This is a genomic window from Streptomyces sp. NPDC030991, from assembly GCF_055571235.1.
The window spans coordinates 223,569-241,071 of record NZ_JBVIFR010000011.1; the positions used below are offsets into that span (position 1 = coordinate 223,569).

Below are 17,503 nucleotides of genomic sequence, written 5' to 3' on the forward strand. Positions count from 1 at the left end.
AGCACCAGTCTCGAACTCGCCGGCCTCCCGCGAATCAGTCGTTTGACTGCCGCCCGGTCCGTCTGTCACACAGGCCGCCTCGCCCGTCACGAAGGCCCCGACGACCTCAAAAGGTACGGTCGAACAGCGCCAGCAGCTCCGTCCAGTGCCGCTCGGCCGCCCCGTGATCGTAGGCCGCGGTGTCGGACTGGGTGTAGCCGTGGTGGGCGCCCTGGTACACCTCGCAGCGGTGCTTGACGCCCGCGTCGCTCAACGCCCGCTCCAGGCGCAGGATCTGTTCCTCGGGCATCGAGTCGTCCTCGTCGGCGTGCGCGAAGTAGAGCTCGGCGGTGATCCGTCCGGCCAGCAGGTGAGGGCTGTCGGGTGCCTCGCTCGCCAGGTCACCGCCGTGGAAGCCGGCCGCCGCGGCTACCCGGTCCGGGTGGGTGCCCGCTGTGTAGAGGGCCAGCCTTGCCCCCATGCAGTAGCCCGCGACGCCCACCGGCCCGTCCGTGACCAGCGGCGACTGCGCGAACCATGCCAGGTAGGCCCCGGCATCGCGCTCCGTGTGTGCGGAGGTGAGCGCCGTCATGAGCGGGACGACCTTCTCCACGATGTCCGGACGGGCCCGCATGTCGATGAACTCGGGCAGCTCCACCACCGGGGCGCGCCCGGCCCGGTGGAAGACGTTGGGGACGAGCACCGTGTAGCCGGCGACGGCCAGCCGGTCGGCTATGGCCTTCAGGTGCGGGCGCACCCCGAAGGCGTCCTGGTACAAGAGCACCCCCGGGTGGGGGTCGCCGTCGATGGGGTGGACGAGGTAGGCGTCGGCGGCGCCGTCCGCGGTGGGGATGTCGATCAGCGTGCCGGTCACGGTGCTCATGAGGGTGCCTTTCTGGAGGCAAGAGAGGGTCCCGGTGCGTACGGACAACGGGACCGGGTGGTGCGGAGCTCACACCTGAGGATGGGTCGCGCGTCCGTCCGAGACGGTGGGCTGACACACCGACGGGAGACATATGCCGCTTCGCAGTATGACAGAAACACATGTTCTGGATCCGGGCTGTTCAGGCGGAGAGCCACCGCGACCACCCCGGCCGTCTCTTCAGGCGACCCGGTTCTGGCGGCGACGCTCGGGTACGACGAGAGGACAGGGAACTCTCCCGCCACGTACCGGGCGCCTCAAGGGAGGGCGACGAACACTGAGGTCAAGCGGACGGCGCTCGACTGGTTCACGGCCGAACAGCGCGCGATCACCGGGCTCAGCGACGACGTGTGGCAGCACGCGGGGTTGTCGTGGCGTGAGTCAAGCGGCAGATCGGCGCCCCGAAGTTCACCGACGCCGATCACACTCTGGCCAGGGCGGTGCAGAAGTCGCCGAGCAAGCCCGAGATAAGCATGCCGACCGGGCTGACTCCGCTCGCGCCTCCGGCGGCGGCCTTGCCACCGACGCCGTGGACATCAGCTGGCAGGTACCCACCGCGGTCCTGCTCTCCGCAGCCCTCTATCTGGCCGCGGGCGCGATCGACCTGATCGAGGTACGAGCCGCCCGCCGAGTTCCTGCGAGCGACCGGGCAGAGCTGGCCGCTGAAGGGATGACCCGGCCGGTGCCCCAGGTGGTGGCGCACGAACAGCTCGGCACGACCGGACCGAACCTGGCGCCCGTGACCTGAACCGGAGCGGCACGGCGTGGGCACCCTTCGACCGTCATGTGACCGATGTGCCGGGCTCATCCGCGGCGAAGAGTGGTAGGTGCAGACGCCGTCCGATGGAGGGGAACTCCTGTCATGCACCGTGATCAGTCGCCTCTGAGCGCGCGTTCGGCGCCCGAGCTCGTGCCGCCGCTTCACGTCGAACTCGACGAGTTGCTGGACGAGTTCACCCGGGTACCGGTCCGGGCGACGTTCCGCTTCGACCCGGGTACGCCCGCCGTGGTCACGTTCGAGCTCTTGGCGGCACGCGGGCCGAGCCTGATCTGGCATCTGAGCCGCGGGCTGCTCCACCGGGGACTGACGGCGATGAGCGGCGCCGGCGACGTGCGCATGTGGCCGACGCTGCCCGGCAAGCGGCCCTCGTCGTGGCTCATGCTCGCCTCGCACGAGGTGGAGGCCCTGTTCGAGTTACCCACGGAGCCGCTGGCCACCTGGCTCGACGCCACCTACCGCGTCGTCCCCTCCGACGCGGAGATGGCCGGACTGAACTGGGACGGTTTCCTGACGACGTTGCTCGACGGCCGGTGGCCGCCCTCCATGTGACGCCGCGTGCGTCGTGCACAGCACGCTGCGGCCCGCGCCTTTCGAGGCGCGGGCCGCAGTGTCTCCGGAAGGGGTACGACCGTCAGACGGACCGGGCGCACAGCTGGCGGGACTTCCAGCCCAGCAGCAGTGCCTGCAGGATGAACCACACCCCGCCGCCGGTGGCGTACACCGACAGCACGTCGAGCGAGGGTTGGTCACCCGCGGCCTGGACGTTGTAGGTGATGCCGACGAGGAAGGAGAGTCCGCCCGAGATCAGGGTCGGCCACTGCTTGCCGAACTCGGGACCGCGTCGCCGCACTCCGACGATCACCTGCGCGAGACCGGAGATGACGGCCCAGACGCCGAACACATGGAGCACCGGTGCCTCACCGCCGGCGCCGGCGACGCCGATGGCGATGGCGGCCACCGCGCTGAGCACCCCGTTGAATGCGGTGACCCGGCGCTCGGTCCCCTCGGGTGTGGCGCGGTGGTCGATCAGCGAGGAGACCGCGTCGATCAGCGGGTAGACGACCAGCAGCGTGATGGCCACCGCGTCGACGTCCTCATGGCCTCGGGCGAACGCCAGGGCCCACACCACGGCGAGAACACCGCGGCCGAGGTACAGCTTCAGCAGGGAGGAACGTTCGTCCGTGGCGGCCCGGATAGTCGCGGACGCTGCCCGGGTGGTCGCGGTCGCCGTCTGGGTGCTCATGGGTGTTCGGCCTTTCTCAGGTCAGGAGGTCGTCGCGGGCCCGGTCAGTGCCGGGGGAAGACGCAGCGGAAGCTGGAGGCGAAGGCGGGGTCGCCGTGGCCCTTGTAGCGGGATACCTCGGGGTAGGCGCACAGGTCGCGCTCGGCCTTCTCGCCGTTGGTGTCGATCAGCGTGGCGGGCAGGGTCCGGGGCGCCTTGCCGTGCTCGACCCAGGCGGTCAACGCGGCGAGGCCGTCGGCCGAACCGTCCTGGCCGTTGAGACCGCAGTGGGCGGTGTTCGGGGCGAGGAAAACGCGGTAGAAGTCGTCCACCCGCCCGGCGCTCAGCTCACGCTCGACCTGCCGGTGGTAGCGCACGGTGCCCTGCGCGGGGATGAACTGGTCGGTGTCGCCCTGCCAGGTGATCAGCTTGCCGCCGGAGCGGCGGAAGTCCACCAGGTCAGGGTCGTCGGTACCGATGACCTTGTCGTACTCGGCCTGAGACTGCTGGAACAGCTTCGTGAAGTCGCTGTAGGTGACCTTCGTGAGGTCGAAGGACGGGTCCTTCTTCAGGAAGAGCTGGGCCCAGAGGGCGGGAACCTGGAAGGGCTGCCCCACGGCTGGGCCGTCAGGCTCTGTCGGCGCGGAGTGGGCCAGGCCCGCCAGGTCGGCGCCGATCGGGACACCCGCCCACAGCTTCTGGCCGGAGGTGGTGCGGGGACCGTCCCAGATCTTGTGGACCACGGCCGCGTCGGCCGCTGTGATGGTGAGCTCCTTGCCGTCGCAGTCGACCTTGGTGCCGATCAGGCGGCGCGGGTCGTAGTCACACCGGGATGCGTCGTTGACAAGACCGTCCTTCACCCCGTCGAGCTTGTCGCAGGCCTTGATCGCGGCGTCGGTGAACGCCTTCAGCTCGCAGTCGCTCGGGTAAGTCTTCTCGTTGTTGAGGACCACCTGTGGCCAGAGGGTGGCGACCTCGAACTCGTCCCAGTTGATGGCGGGCGCGTCCGCGAGGATGCCGTCGTAGTCGTCGGGGTAGGCCTGGGCCTCCATGTACCCCTGACGGCCGCCGGTGGAGCAGCCGGTGAAGTAGGAGTAGGCGGCACGCTTGCCGTAGACGCCGCCCACCACCGCCTTCCCGACGGCGGCGGCCTCGTGCTGGGAGCGGGAGGCGAAGTTCTTCAGTGCCGTGCGGTTGACCTCGCCCTTGCCGTCGAGGACCCAGCTGGTGTCCAGTACGTCACCGACGCCGGCGTCCGTGGTGGTCACCGCGTAGCCGTTCTTGACCGCGCCGCCCAGGCCGACACCGTTGTCCCCGGCGCTGTAGGCGCTGCCGCCGATCGCCTGGAAGCGGCCGTTCCACTTCCGCTCGGGCAGCCAGGTCTGCACCGTGGCGTGGTCGCCCTCACCGGGGTGGGTGAGGGTGACCGTCACCTGGCAGAAGGCCGGGACGCCGGAGACCTCGCCGCCGAGCAACCCGGTGCCGTGGATGGTGCCTCCGGCCTGCCGGGCCGCCGTCACGGACTCCACCCGGGTGCCGGCCGGAGCCTTCACGGTCGGCGCCGCACAGGCGGCGGTGGTGGCGGTGGCGGGATTGCGCGTCTCGTCCGCCGAGGCGGTCGGCAGCCACACCGCCGCCGCGACCAGCGGCACGCCTGCCGCGAGTGCCGTCAGAGCCTTCTTCATTGTTCCCCATCCAAGTGGTAGGTGTGCGCCCATTGCGGCGACACATGTGCAGGTCGTACGACACGCTGCGAGCCGACCCGGAACATATCACCTGTTAGATCGGTGATAATTGAATCGAAGCGAGAATCAGCCGCTTGAACGGGCTCGACCGCCCGTCCGGCACCACTCTGCCCGTGTGCCCACAGCGGAGCCACAGTCATCTGACGGTCCACGCCCTGGATTGAGTGACTACGTCATTCGACGGTCGTCAGTGTGTGTCGGTTTTTGTCGACACATGTGAGCGCTGCTCGACATCGGCCGACGACCCCGCCCGCTCCTCGCCCAGCCACTTCGCGTGGTACCGCTGCGCCCAGGTGCTGCTGACGTATCCGGTGCGCATGCCGAGCAGCGCCTCCGGATCCTGCCGGGCCTTGCGCAGGTGTCCGAGGACGACGAGGGTGATCGCCCAGGCCATCAGGTCGTGGACGAAGATCGCGCTGGTGCGGGAGATGCAGGGCAGCAGCCCCATGAACCACATCAGCAGGCCCGTGAACATCATCACCAGTACGGCGCCGGCGATCCAGCCCGCGTAGAGCTTCTGGCCCGCGTTGAACTTGCCGGCCGGGCGCGCCCTGTGCGAGGTGCGGCGCCGGCGGACAGCACGCAGCCACTGGCGGTCGTATACCGCGAAGCGGTTGATCCGGCGCAGGTCGGCGCGGAAGGCGGGAGAGAGGAGCCCCAACAGGAAGGGCAGGGGCAGAGCGATGCCGGACCACTCGTGCAGGGCGACCATCAGGTGCCGTCGACCGACGAGTTGGGCCAGCGGCCCGAGGTACAGACAGGCGGCGGTGACCAGGCACACCAGCATCAGGTAGCCGGTGGTCCGGTGGATCCAGCGCTCGGCGGTGCTGAACCGCCGGACCCTGCCGGACGGTTCAGGCAGCATCGCCGTGCCGGTCGGCGCCGTCGAGCCAGCCGTCGACCGCATAACCGCGCTCCTCCCAGTAGCCGGGAACGACCTTGTCGGTGACCGAGATGCCGGACAGCCACTTGGCCGACTTGTAGAAGTACATGGGAGCTACGTAGAGGCGAACCGGCCCGCCGTGCTCGTGGGTGATCGGCTTGTCCTGCATCTTCAGCGCGACCAGGACGTCGGAGCGGCGAGCCTGCTCCAGGGTGAGGCTCTCGCTGTAGGCGCCGTCGAAACAGGTGAACCGGATCGCCGCGCCCGGGGAACGCACTCCGGCATCGTCGAGGATGTCCGCCAGTCGCACCCCGTCGAACGGGGTCTTCTCCACCCGCCATCCGTCGGTGCAGACGACGTCGTTCACGACCCGGCGCTGTGGCAGCGCGCGCAGCTGGTCGAGGGTGTAGCTCTTGGGGCGGTCCACCAGGCCGGTGACCCGCAGCCGATAGGTGGTCTCATCCTTGTGCGGGACCGAGCCGACGACGCTGTAGTACCGGAAGCCACCGGGGTTGGGCAGCAGTCCGGTCGCGCCGGTGGGGTCGAGCTGGGAGGCGGCGCCGAGGAAGCCTTCCCAGCCGCGCTGGAGGTAGGGGGCGGCGGCGAGCCCCGCGGCCCCGGCGGCGAGCACGCTCAGCATCGCGCGCCGCCCAACGGGTGCGCCTTCGGCGGCCGTCCGTTTCGGGTTCTCTGCCATGGTCAGTGCTCCTTCGAGGGACATCGCCACTCGTCGTCACCGGTTTAACTGGTTACGATCGTGGCATGGCTCTCCGTGACTGTCAACGACATGTCTGCCAGGGTGCCCAGAGGCGACCGGAGTGGCGGGACGACGCATACGCGATCACCTACGTCATTTGCACAGGTGTGCCAGACGAGTCCCAGAAGGCAGTGCTCTCGCGACAACGGCCTGACGGCGGATCGTTCAGCCGGGTCCGGTCCGGAGCCCGCGCACCCTTCCCCCCACATGCCGCTCTGCCACCACATACGTATGATCAGCGACCGCAGCCGGCCCTCGTTCTGGCCACGGGTCCGCGGGCACGCCGCCTTGATGTCGCCCGACATCCATCGCACCCCGGGTCGTCGAAGAAGAGCTGTCCTTTCCTCCGTGCTCGGGCACATCAGCCCTTATCGTGAGGAGCGAACATGCCGGGCGAACAGTGGAGCGTCGACACTTATCTGCATGGCCCCCTTGACATGGGTACCATGCACACGTCATTCATATCGAGGGAGAGAACGGTTGTGACCAGCCAGTCAGCCGCCGCGCTCCGATCGCGGTACGTCGATCAAGCCGCATCGGACCTGGAGGAGAACCGCCGCCTGCAGCAGGAGCTGCGGGAGAGGATCTCGATGTTGAAACAGGAGGAAGCCCTCCTGGGAGACATCATCAGCCTCGCCGAGCGGTACGAGGGTTTCACCGACGCGTCCCGGCTGCCCGAGCAGCTGCAGGACGAACGGACTGTCACGAGGCCGAAGCGGGCCACGGCCGGAGCCACTTCACGGCGTACGGCACCGTCGAGGACCGCGTCGGCGGACACCCCGGCGAAGGCCGGTGCGGAGGGGAAGCCGCGGCAGGCCCTGCTCGGGGACCTGCTCACCAAGCTGCTCGCCACGTACGACGAGCCGCGCCTGGCGAAGGAGCTGCGGGACGAGCTGCTGAAGAAGCACCCCGACCGCAACCCCACACCCCAGGTGGTGCGCAACACCCTGGAGTCGCTTGTGGCCAAGGGACGCATTCAGCGACACAAGCAGCAGCGCTCCGTCATGTACAGCCTGGTGAAGCAGGACGGCGCGGGCGCCGCCTGACACGTCGCCGGACGGTGCGGGCCCCGACAGGACCACATCCGCCATATGTGTCACATGAGCGTGGTTCCGACCGTCGGGAGCGCGCGCTTGCGCACACCGGTCACGCGTCTCGCCTCGACAGGCCGGTACTGCAGGGCGCCCGCGAGGTGGTCGACGACTTCGACGTCCCGGCCGGCCCGTTCGGTGTCCGCGACGGTCAGCCCCACAGTGGCGACTTCGGGGTCGGTGAAGGCGACGCCGGGCACGGCCTCAAGGTCGGCGGTGCTGCGGTGCGCGGCCCAGCGGTGGTGTCCAGCGGTTCCCCCGCGGCGCGGACGGCGATCACGGCTCCTGCGATACGTGCCTGGTACTTGCCCTGGGTGAAAAGGGCCTGGCGGTTGACGTCGCCGACGGCGTACAGCCAGGAACCCGGCACCTCGGTGACAGTCGCTGTCGTCCGTGGTGAGCCACTCCCCCGGGGCCGCCCCGACCGTGTCGAGCCCGATGTCCTCGGTACACGGGGCACGGCCGGTGGCGAAGAGGAGCTCGTCGGCGACGACCTCAGCGCCGTCCGACAGCGTGACGTGGGCCTCGCCCGCCACCCGGTGCACACCCTCGACGGAGGTGTCGAAGGGGACGCCCGACCCGGTCTCCCGCAAGCGCCCGGTGACCAGCTCCCCCGCGAACGGCTCCACCCTGGGGAGCAACCCGTCCCCTCGGGCGAGCGCGGTGACCCGGCTGCCCAGTGCCTGCCAGGCGGTGGCCATCTCCAACTCGTGCGGGCTTGACCCCAGGGCCTCGGGCCCGACGGCCGAGGACGCCCGTGAAGGTGTCGGTGCGGGTGCCCGCGGGGTGCACGGAGACGACGTTGACGCCGCTCGGGCCGAGTTCGTCGGCCAGGTTCTTCGACCGGGCGGTCACCGCGACATTGCGGAGCGAACCAACCACCGAGCCGCTCTGACGTGCCGCCAGTCCGCCGATGTTGATGATCCGGCCCCAGCCGCGCTCCGCCATGTCCGGAGCGAGGGCACGGGCACAGCGCAGGTAGCCGCGGACCTTCACATTGATCTCGGCCTCCAGGTCGTCCTCGGAGATGGAGCCGGAGTTGGTGGCGGCGGCGTTGTTCACCAGGATGTCCACGCCGCCGAGCCGCTCACGCACCACCCTGGCCATCTCCGTCACCGAGGCGTCGTCCCCGGTGACGGCCACGACGCCGATGACCTCGGCGGGGGTCTCCGCCCTGAGGGTCGCTGCCTGCTCCTCGACGTACGAGGCGGTCCTGGAGACCAGGGCGACGGACGCCCCCTCCTGGGCGAGGGCCCGCCCGGCGGCGAAGCCGATACCGCGGCTGCCGCCGGTGACGACAGCGCGCAGGCCCTTGAGCAGAAGATCCATGACGCACGGCTCCTTCAGAATTTCTCCGCCACAGGTGTGCCATGGAGAAGATACGCCGCTGCACCTCACACATATTTGTATCCACGACAGTACGTATCAGATACGTATCCTCGGCGGGTCCGCTGTGATCAGACGGTGATGGTCTTGTACTCGGTGTAGGTGCCGAGGCCGACCGCGCCGTACTCGCGGCCGATGCCGCTGGCCTTGAAGCCGCCGAAGGGGCCGTCGAAGGCGACGGAGGCGCCGTTGACGGTGAGGGTGCCGGTGCGGATGCGGCGGGCGACGGCGAGGGCGTGCTCCTCGTCGGCGGACCAGACGCCGCCGGAGAGGCCGTATTCGGAGTCGTTGGCGATCCGGACGGCGTCGTCCTCGTCCTCGTAGGCGATGACGACCAGGACCGGGCCGAAGATCTCCTCCTGCGCGATCCGCATGGAGTTGTCGACGTCAGCGAAGACGGTGGGTGTCACGTAGTTGCCCTTCTCCAGGCCCTCGGGGACGCCCGGTCCGCCGACGACGAGACGGGCGCCCTCCTCGATGCCGAGCTGGATGTAGTCGCGTACGCGCTGCTGCTGGTCGGGGCGGATCATCGGGCCGATGAAGGTGTCGGGGTCGTTGGGGTCGCCGACCTTCAGCGATCCGACCAGCTCTTTCAGGGCCGTCACGACCTCCTCGTACTTCGCGCGCGGGGCCAGCACCCGGGTCTGGGCGATGCACGACTCACCGTTGTTGAGCAGGGAGGCGAACTTCAGGCCCGCGACGGCCTTCTCGACGTCCGCGTCGGGCAGGATGACGGCCGCCGACTTGCCGCCCAGCTCCAGGCTGACCCGCTTGAGCTGCTCGCCCGCGATCGAGGCGATCCGGCGGCCGGCACGCGTGGAGCCGGTGAAGGCGATCTTGTCGACGTCCGGGTGCGACACCAGGTATTCGCTGGTCTCCCGGTCCGCGGGCAGCACGCTGATCACACCCTCGGGCAGGCCCGCCCGCTCGAGCAACTCGGCCAGGAAACCCATGCTCAGTGAGTTCTCCGGCGAGACCTTCAGGACCACGGAGTTGCCCGCGAGCAGCGAGGGGATGATCTTCGAGGTGGCCGAGGAGAAGGGCGAGTTCCACGGGATCACCGCGGCCACAACGCCGATCGCCTCACGGCGCACCACGCTGCGCGTCGGTGAGGCCGGGTCCGAGGGGACGAGTGTCTCCTCCCAGCCGAACTCCTCCGCGGCCTTCAGGTAGGCGTTCACCTGCCGGGTCAGACCCGGCTGTCCGGCCCGGGTGAACCAGCCCGCCGAGCCGTTCTCCAGGGAGATCAGGTGCGCGACCTGCTCCGCGTTCTCCTCGCGCAGCGCGTTGAACCGGCGCAGCAGTGCGATCCGCTCCGCCGGCGGGGTCAACCGCCACTCCCCCTTCTCGAACGAGGCGCGGGCCGCGGCGACCGCGCGGTCGATGTCCGCCGGGCGCGCCTGGGCCGCACGGCCGATCAGCGACTGGTCGTGCGGCGAGGCGATGTCCAGCAGCTCGCTCCCGCTCGGCTCGACCCAGGAACCGCCGATGTAGAGCTTGCCGTAGGTGATCATGCGCTTTCTCTCTCTCAGTGTTGTCGGTCCGTGAGGACGCGATCTACAAACGCCACTTCAATGTAGCACTTATCACTGTGAGTAGCTCGTAAAGATGTCTGTATCTTTTTCAAACTCCTCAGCATGGCTACCTTTGAGGGATGAGAGCCGACGCAGCACGCAATCTGGAAGCGGTCCTGACCACCAGGGCGCGCATCCTCGCCGCCGAGCCGGGTGCCACCATCGCGAGCATCGCCGCCGAGGCGGGTGTGGACCGGCGCACCGTCTACCGGCGCTTCGCCTCCCGCGAGGAACTCCTCGCCGCCATCCACACGGCCCGGGTGGAGGCCATCGAGGCGGCCATCGAGGACGCCCGGCTGCGCGAGGCGCCCATCGTCGTCGCCCTGCACCGCTACGTCGAGAACATCATCGGCGTCAATCGCCCCCGGCGAAGCGGCCGATCTCGCGGTCGATACGTTTCTACACGGCATCGGTGTCCCGCACGACAGTCGCATGACTTAGCGACTGTTCCGCGGTGTGTTCGGCGTCGTTGCCTCCGTCCTACCGTCAGATGACTGATGTAGTCGGATTCATGACAGACGAGAGTATGTGTCGCTGGTCCCGGTCCCGGAAGACGGCGGTCCCCACGTCTGCCGCCCGCTTCGCGGACACGGCCCATCGCCCACCATGCACACACGAGAGGGTTTGACATGATCAACAGGCGCACCTTCAGCAAGGCCGTCGGCCTGGGCACCGGCGCGGCCGCGGTCTCGCTGGCCGGCCTGCAGGGCTCCGCGTCCGCGGCGTCCGCGGCCCGCAAGCCGGGCGGCACGGCCGCCGCCACCGCCCCGACCGTGCCCACGATCACCCCCGGCACCCATGCCGGCTTCCCGAGGATCAAGCACGTCAGGGCGGGTGTCCTGAACATCGGCTACGCCGAACTCGGGCCCGCCCACGGCCCAGTCGTCCTCCTCCTGCACGGCTGGCCGTATGACATCCACAGCTACGTCGATGTCGCTCCGCTCCTCGCCGACCAGGGGTACCGGGTCCTCGTCCCCTACCTGCGCGGCCACGGCAGCACCACCTTCCTGTCCCGGCGCACCCCGCGCACGGCCGAGCAGTCCGCCGTCGCGCTCGACATCATCGCGTTCATGGACGCCCTGAAGATCCCGAAGGCGCTCCTCGCCGGCTTCGACTGGGGCTCGCGCACCGCGGACATCATCGCCGCTCTGTGGCCCGAGCGGGTCACCTCCATGGTCTCCACCAGCGGCTACCTGATCACTGACGTCAACGCGCAGGCCGAACCCCTCGCCCCGGCCGCGGAGCACAACTGGTGGTACCAGTGGTACTTCGCGAGCGAGCGAGGCAAGACGGCCATGGAGGACGAGAAGAAGCGCATCGCGCTGTGCCGTTACGTGTGGACGCTGGTCTCCCCGAACTGGAACTTCTCCGACGCCGTCTTCGAGCGCACCGCCGAGGCGTTCAAGAACCCCGACTACGCCGCCATCGTGCTCTTCAACTACCGCTGGCGCATCGGCCTCGTCAAGGGCGAGCCCCGCTACGACCGTTACGAGAAGCGACTGTGGGCCCAGCCCTCCATCACCGTGCCCACGGTCACCCTTGATGCGGCGCTCGACCCCTTCACCCCGCCGCCCGGCGACGGCTCCGGCTACCGCACCCACTTCACCGGCCCGTACCTGCACCGAACGATCGCGGACATCGGTCACAACCTGCCGCAGGAGGCGCCCACCGCCTTCGCCCAGGCCGTCGTCGACGCCGACCACCTCTGAGTTCCCGCACCCCCACCGGCCGATGCCCCGCACCGCGCCGACCGTCCAGGAGGAGCCTCCAATGAGCGAAGTCCAGTGGAACCGGCTGACCGCGGTCGAACTGCCCGCCCTTGCGGCGCGGGACGCGGTGGTGGTGCCCATCGGGGCCACCGAGCAGCACGGGCCCCATCTGCTCACCGGCGTCGACGACTTCCTCGCCACGGAGGTCTGCCACCGAGGGGGGGGCGGCCCCGGCCGCCGAGCGCACCGGGGTGGTGGTCACCCCCTCGATCCCCACGGGCCTGTCGGAGCACCACATGGCCTTCGGCGGCACCCTCACGCTCAGCCGCCGACGCTGCACGCGCTGCTGCGTGACATCTGTCGGTCCGTGATCCGGGCGGGTTTCTCCCGCATCCTGATCGTCAACGGGCACGGCGGGAACATGACCGCGCTGAACGCCCTGACCACCGAGCTGACCACGGAGCTGGCGACGCCGATCGCGTCCGCCAGCTACTTCGGGGCCGGCCGGGGGGTGCGCCGGACCCTGGAGACACAGGACGCCCTGATGCACGCGTGCGAGGGCGAGACGTCCATGATGATGGCGGCCCACCCCGCCCTGATCCACGCCGAACAGCTGGCGGCGGCGCACGGGCCCCGCATCACGCTGCCCGCGGAGTCCACCGCCCCGGTGTACCTGGCCGTGCCCTTCGACCGGATCACAGCGTCCGGGGTCGCGGGCGACGCCCGTACGGCGAAGCGCCGAGAAGGGCGAGCGGATGCTCGCCGGCTGCGCGACGGCGCTGGCGGACATCATCGTGCGCGATCCCTGGGCGAAGCAGTACGCCACCCCACATCACCCCCTTGACGGGTGACCTTCCACCTGACACGTTGATCACCGGTCAAGGAGGTGACGGTTCGTCGGCCGACTCCTGGCCCCCTACTCCACGTACCGAAGTGCTTGAGAGGAATTTGTCATGGTGAGCATCAAGGGTCGCCGCAAGCGACTGACCACGGGTGCGGTCGCGGTGGCCTCGGCGGGACTCGCGCTCGGCGCGATCGCCCTCAGCGGCACCGCCAGCGGCGCAACGGGGGCCGCCGACATCGGCCGGCACATCAAGCCGACCGTCGTCCTCGAGCACGGTGCCTTCGCCGACGGCTCCAGTTGGAACGGCGTCATCGCCGATCTGCGCGCCGACGGCTACCCGGTCGTCGCCGCCGCCAACCCGCTGCGCGGCCCGGCCTCCGACGCGGCCGCCCTGCGCACGGTCCTCGACCACGTCAAGGGCCCGAAGATCGTCGTCGGCCACTCCTACGGCGGCAACGTCATCAGCGAGGCCGCGACCGGCGACCCCGACGTCAAGGCGCTGGTCTACGTCGCGGCCTTCCTGCCCGCCCCCGGTGAGAGCGCGCTGGAGCTCACCAACAAGTACCCGGGCTCCACGCTCCCCGATGCCCTCGACCCGGTCACGTACCAGCAGGCCGACGGCTCCACCGCCACCGACCTCTACATCCAGCAGGACAAGTTCCGCCACCAGTTCGCCGCCGACGTGCCCGCGAAGCAGGCCGCTCTGATGGCCGCCGGGCAGCGCCCCGCCTCCCAGGCCGCCCTGGAGGAGAAGACCACCACGGCCGCCTGGAAGACCAAGCCCAGCTGGGCCGTCGTCACCACCGAGGACCTCAACATCCCGGTCGCCGTGCAGCGCTTCATGACCAAGCGCGCCCACGCGCACACCACGGAGGTCGCCGCCTCGCACTCGGTCGCCGTCTCCCACCACCGTCTGGTGGCCGACATGATCGAGCGGGCCGCACACGCCACCGTCCTCTGACGCCTCTCGAAGGGCGGCGGGGCTCCCAGCCCCGCCGCCCTCGGGGGGCACGCGGATCATCAGCGGCACACCTCACTCGTGTGCGGCCCGCGGGAGGACCCATGTCATGAACTCACCCTCGGACGCCCATGCCCTCGGGGACTTCCTCAGGGCCCGCCGGGCAGAGCGCGAACCGCACGAGTGCGGCCTGCCGCGGACGGGCTCCCGCCGGGTCGCCGGGCTGCGCCGCGAAGAGGTGTCCCAGCTCGCCCCGATCAGCGTCGACTACTACACCCGGCTCGAGCAAGGCCGTATGCGCGCCTCCGCCGCCGTCCTCGGCACCCTCTCCAGGGCCCTGCGCCTCGACGAGGACCAGCCGAGCTACCTCTACGAGGTGGCCGGGCGGACGGACGACCTGCCACGCCGTACGCGTCGCCCCGCCCAGCAGGTGCGGCCCGCCATGCACCGACTGCTGGGCCGGCTCACCGACACACCCGCGCTCGTCCTCGGCAGGCGCCTGGACATCCTGGCGTGAAACCGCTCCGCCGTCGCCCTGTACACGGACTTCGCCGCGATCCCGGCGGAGCGCCGCAACTATCTGCGTCTGATGTTCACCGACCCGGCCGTCCGGTCCCTGCACCGAGAATGGGCCCACGGTGCCAGGGACGCGGTCGCCGCGGTGCGCATGGAGGCCGGGGTCGGCCCCGACGACCCCGAACTCGCCCGGCCGGTCGGGGATCTGACCCTGCGGGACGCCGACTTCAACGCCTGGTGGGCCGAGCACCGCGTCATCAGCGCGACGTACGGCACCAAGCAGTACCGCCACCCCCTGGTAGGCGACCTCACCCTCGACTGCGACACCTGGGCCGCGTCCGACGACTCGGGCCAGCAGCTGATGGTGCTGACCGCCGAGCCCGGGGGCCCGTCCCACGACGCCCTGCGCATCCTCACGGCCTGGACCGCGGACCTGGCCGACACGGAGCCGACGGCGACCCGGACCCCGTGATGCCCCGCGCGAGCGGCTCCGAGGCGGCGGCCAGCGCGGGTCCCGGCCCCCGGTGCGGGGTCCGTGACCACCTCCAACAGCGAGGCCCGGAGCCGGGCGCCCCCTCCTGGGCGTAGGTCAGCGCGACGTCGCCGTCGTGCAGCGCCTCGCGCACGGTATGCGGGACGGCGGTCAGTAGAGTTCCTCGGCCGGGTACAGCGTGAACAGCCGCAGGATCTCCACGTAGAGCCAGGTCAAGGTCAGGGTGAGCCCGAACGCGGCCGTCCGGCACAGCTCGCGGGACGCGCCGCGCATGATTTCGTCCTCCACCTCGCATCAGCCACCTGACGGCGACGGAGCGTCGTGAACATCAGTCCACCCTCGGCCGCAGAGACGATCCGGCGGGCGGCGGACTTCACCGCGACCGCCGGCGACCGGTCACAGCCTCCGCTCGCAGATTTCCGTTTTGGTAGACACGTATGCTCCATCCTGGTCGCTCCTCGTTCGCACATGTCGAATGCTGACGTCGCTGCAACGGGCCGGGCATGGTCCGCAGCTCACACCGAGGCAGGAGTGAGCTCGTCGGGGTTTCCCGTCCGGTCGTCGGCGGGGCCGGAGCCCGGGTCGTCGGCGGAGGCCGGGTCGTCGCGCTTACGTGACGGCTTGAGGAAAAGGGCGAGGACGACCGCGACGGCGAGGGTGGGGGCGATCCAGAGGTAGCCCATGGCCGTGGCGTGGGCGAAGGCGTCCAGGGCGGTGTCGTGCAGGGCGGCGGGCAGGTGGCCGATGGTGTCGGGGCGGGCGGCGTCGAAGCCGCCGCCGGTCGGCAGGCTCTGCGCGCGGTCGGCGAAGCCGGTGTTCAGCAATGTGCCGAAAACGGCGACCCCGAAGGCCGCGCCGATGGAGCGGGAGAAGGTGACCACGGCGCTCGCGGCACCCAGGTCGGAGGCGGGCACGCTGTTCTGGACGGTGGTCAGCACGACCATGGGGACCATGCCGATGCCGACGCCGGTGATCAGGAAGTAGACGCTCAGCACCCAGGTGTTCGTGGCCGCGCCGATGGTGCCCAGCAGGAGCAGTCCCGCCAGGTTGGCGCCCAGGCCGGCGAGCAGGATCGTCCGCAGCCGCTCGATGTGTGCGGCCCAGCGCCCGGCCAGGGATTGGCTGATGACCAGACCGGCGACGAGCGGCAGCATGTAGATGCCGGACAGGGTGGCCGAGACGCCGTGCACGATCTGCAGGTAGGTCGGCAGGTAGACCAGGACGGCGAACATCGCGGCGTTGGCGAAAAAGCCGATCAGCGAGGAGAAGACCACGGTCCGCGACCCGAGCATGGCCGGCGGCAGGACCGGGGCGGTGGCGCGGCGCTCGACCGGGAGCAGTACCGCAGCCAGGGCGAGGGTGACGACGATCAATCCCACGATGGCCGGCGAACCCCAGCCCCAGCGCTCGCCGAAGGAGGTGATCAGGACCAGCCCGGTGGCGATGGCAGCCAGGACGGTGGCGCCCAGGACGTCGATGCGGGCCTTGGCGCCGCGGGCGGCGGCGGGCAGCGCGCGGGCGGCGATAGCCAGGGCGACGATGCCGACGGGCAGGTTGATCAGGAAGGCCCAGCGCCAGGAGAGCTGGTCGGTGAAGATGCCGCCCAGCAACGGGCCCACGATGCTGGCGACGCCGTAGACCGAGCCGAACATGCCCTGGTAGCGGCCGCGTTCGCTCGGGATGACGATGTCGCCGACGAGGGCGAAGGTCAGCACGATCATGCCGCCGCCGCCCACGCCCTGGAGCACGCGGGCGCCGATCAGTTCGGACAGGTTCTGCGCCAGGCCGCAGGTGACCGAAGCGGCCAGGAAGATCGTGGTGGAGGTCAGGTAGAGCCGCTTGCGGCCGAACATGTCCCCGAGCTTGCCCCACAGGGGGGTCACCGCCGTGGAGGCGAGCAGGTAGGCGGCGCTGACCCAGGCGATGTCGTCGAACCCGTTCAGGTCCTCTGCTATCCGGGGCAGCGCAGTGGAGACGATCGTCTGGTCCAGGGCGGCCAGGAGGACCGCGAGGATCAGCGCGCTCATGGCCGCGGCCACGCCCCCTGCCGCTGGGGGTGCGGACCGTTGTGTCTTGTGTGCCTTGAACATCGAAACGTGCCTTTCGGGAGTGACGCACCTGGGCGGTGCGCCGGTCGTATCGGACTATGCGACCCACATAAATGACACTCAATGAATCATATGTCACTTCACTGTAGCACTTAATGCCGACAGGTCTTCTGCTGTGTGGCGCTGGGGACCTCAGTCGTACGCCGAGGCCTTTCCAGGGCACGGAGATCGCGGCATACTCATCGGGTATCCAGCCCAGGCCGAAGCCGCCGACCAACGGGTTCATGTGGTTCTCGTAGGTGTGCGGCATCGCGCCGTCCACGCTCTGGCGTGAGGCGAAGGGGACCCGCGGGGCCAGGCCAAGGCACACATGTGTCTCCTCTGTGACGCGACACCTGCAGGTGTGACACGGACCATTCACACAACAAGAACTTTTTCGGCCATACGAGGTGACGAAATATTCTCCGGCCCTTAGTCTGCTGCGAGAGGTGGGGTGGGTCCGCTCAGGACAGGTCATGGGCTCGGCCGTCCTCCGGCGAAGAAGCACACCGCACACACGGCCATCGCCTCGTCGCCCGGTGCGCCTCTTCCGCGC

At 69.7% G+C, this 17,503-nt stretch carries 14 protein-coding genes and 4 pseudogenes; 8 read left to right on the plus strand and 10 right to left on the minus strand.

Translation table 11 applies throughout. The features are described 5' to 3' along the window. Window positions 1-106: 106 nt before the first annotated feature. Window positions 107-862 (minus strand): dienelactone hydrolase family protein, encoded by a 756-nt coding sequence (locus ACZ45E_RS22015; protein WP_468222890.1) that lies wholly within the window; start codon window positions 860-862, stop codon window positions 107-109. Between the two features lie 568 nt (window positions 863-1,430). On the opposite strand from ACZ45E_RS22015, the gene ACZ45E_RS22020 reads away from it, so the two are divergent. Both ACZ45E_RS22020 and ACZ45E_RS22025 read left to right on the plus strand, forming a co-directional pair. After that, on the plus strand, window positions 1,431-1,649 hold the full coding sequence (locus ACZ45E_RS22020; RefSeq protein WP_468222891.1) for a hypothetical protein: 219 nt from the start codon (window positions 1,431-1,433) through the stop codon (window positions 1,647-1,649). A gap of 114 nt (window positions 1,650-1,763) precedes the next feature. Next, window positions 1,764-2,231, plus strand: coding sequence for an SsgA family sporulation/cell division regulator (locus ACZ45E_RS22025; RefSeq protein WP_468222892.1), 468 nt, complete (start codon window positions 1,764-1,766; stop codon window positions 2,229-2,231). Window positions 2,232-2,313: 82 nt separating this feature from the next. On the opposite strand, the gene ACZ45E_RS22030 is transcribed toward ACZ45E_RS22025, so the two are convergent. The 4 genes from ACZ45E_RS22030 to ACZ45E_RS22045 all read right to left on the minus strand — a co-directional run bounded on the left by ACZ45E_RS22030 (window position 2,314) and on the right by ACZ45E_RS22045 (window position 6,229). Beyond that, window positions 2,314-2,925 (minus strand): DUF308 domain-containing protein, encoded by a 612-nt coding sequence (locus ACZ45E_RS22030; protein WP_468222893.1) that lies wholly within the window; start codon window positions 2,923-2,925, stop codon window positions 2,314-2,316. A gap of 44 nt (window positions 2,926-2,969) precedes the next feature. Next, window positions 2,970-4,589 carry a tannase/feruloyl esterase family alpha/beta hydrolase gene (locus ACZ45E_RS22035; protein ID WP_468222894.1) on the minus strand — a complete coding sequence of 540 codons (1,620 nt, stop codon included), beginning with the start codon at window positions 4,587-4,589 and terminating at the stop codon, window positions 2,970-2,972. A 247-nt stretch (window positions 4,590-4,836) separates the two neighbouring features. Continuing rightward, window positions 4,837-5,556, minus strand: coding sequence for a cytochrome b/b6 domain-containing protein (locus tag ACZ45E_RS22040; protein ID WP_468222895.1), 720 nt, complete (start codon window positions 5,554-5,556; stop codon window positions 4,837-4,839). Next, a complete protein-coding gene (locus tag ACZ45E_RS22045; protein ID WP_468222897.1) occupies window positions 5,504-6,229 on the minus strand; it encodes a molybdopterin-dependent oxidoreductase in 726 nt (241 codons plus the stop codon). Before ACZ45E_RS22045 ends, ACZ45E_RS22040 begins: the two co-directional genes overlap by 53 nt. Before the next feature lie 542 nt (window positions 6,230-6,771). On the opposite strand from ACZ45E_RS22045, the gene ACZ45E_RS22050 reads away from it, so the two are divergent. Then, window positions 6,772-7,335, plus strand: coding sequence for a hypothetical protein (locus ACZ45E_RS22050; RefSeq protein ID WP_468222899.1), 564 nt, complete (start codon window positions 6,772-6,774; stop codon window positions 7,333-7,335). Window positions 7,336-7,457: 122 nt separating this feature from the next. Here ACZ45E_RS22050 and ACZ45E_RS22055 read toward each other — a convergent pair. The 3 genes and pseudogenes from ACZ45E_RS22055 to ACZ45E_RS22065 all read right to left on the minus strand — a co-directional run. Then, window positions 7,458-8,108 (minus strand): annotated as a pseudogene (locus ACZ45E_RS22055) (FAD-dependent oxidoreductase); the annotation flags it as partial. A gap of 76 nt (window positions 8,109-8,184) precedes the next feature. Continuing rightward, a pseudogene (locus tag ACZ45E_RS22060) lies at window positions 8,185-8,709 on the minus strand (SDR family NAD(P)-dependent oxidoreductase); the annotation flags it as partial. A gap of 128 nt (window positions 8,710-8,837) precedes the next feature. Beyond that, window positions 8,838-10,280, minus strand: coding sequence for an aldehyde dehydrogenase (locus tag ACZ45E_RS22065; RefSeq protein ID WP_468222901.1), 1,443 nt, complete (start codon window positions 10,278-10,280; stop codon window positions 8,838-8,840). A 140-nt stretch (window positions 10,281-10,420) separates the two neighbouring features. On the opposite strand from ACZ45E_RS22065, the pseudogene ACZ45E_RS22070 reads away from it, so the two are divergent. The 5 genes and pseudogenes from ACZ45E_RS22070 to ACZ45E_RS22090 all read left to right on the plus strand — a co-directional run. After that, window positions 10,421-10,702 (plus strand): annotated as a pseudogene (locus tag ACZ45E_RS22070) (TetR family transcriptional regulator); the annotation flags it as partial. 267 nt (window positions 10,703-10,969) lie between these two features. Continuing rightward, complete coding sequence (locus tag ACZ45E_RS22075) at window positions 10,970-12,049, plus strand: alpha/beta fold hydrolase (protein ID WP_468222903.1); 1,080 nt, start codon at window positions 10,970-10,972, stop codon at window positions 12,047-12,049. 61 nt (window positions 12,050-12,110) lie between these two features. Next, complete coding sequence (locus tag ACZ45E_RS22080; protein WP_468222905.1) at window positions 12,111-12,893, plus strand: creatininase family protein; 783 nt, start codon at window positions 12,111-12,113, stop codon at window positions 12,891-12,893. Between the two features lie 109 nt (window positions 12,894-13,002). Continuing rightward, window positions 13,003-13,854 (plus strand): alpha/beta fold hydrolase, encoded by an 852-nt coding sequence (locus ACZ45E_RS22085; protein ID WP_468222906.1) that lies wholly within the window; start codon window positions 13,003-13,005, stop codon window positions 13,852-13,854. A 106-nt stretch (window positions 13,855-13,960) separates the two neighbouring features. Continuing rightward, a pseudogene (locus tag ACZ45E_RS22090) lies at window positions 13,961-14,839 on the plus strand (helix-turn-helix domain-containing protein). Between the two features lie 171 nt (window positions 14,840-15,010). Here the strand turns inward: ACZ45E_RS22090 and ACZ45E_RS22095 are convergent. After that, complete coding sequence (locus ACZ45E_RS22095) at window positions 15,011-15,148, minus strand: Bax inhibitor-1/YccA family membrane protein (protein WP_468222908.1); 138 nt, start codon at window positions 15,146-15,148, stop codon at window positions 15,011-15,013. 227 nt (window positions 15,149-15,375) lie between these two features. Beyond that, window positions 15,376-16,887, minus strand: a complete 1,512-nt coding sequence (locus ACZ45E_RS22100) for an MDR family MFS transporter (RefSeq protein ID WP_468222910.1) — start codon at window positions 16,885-16,887, stop codon at window positions 15,376-15,378. Window positions 16,888-17,503: the final 616 nt, after the last annotated feature.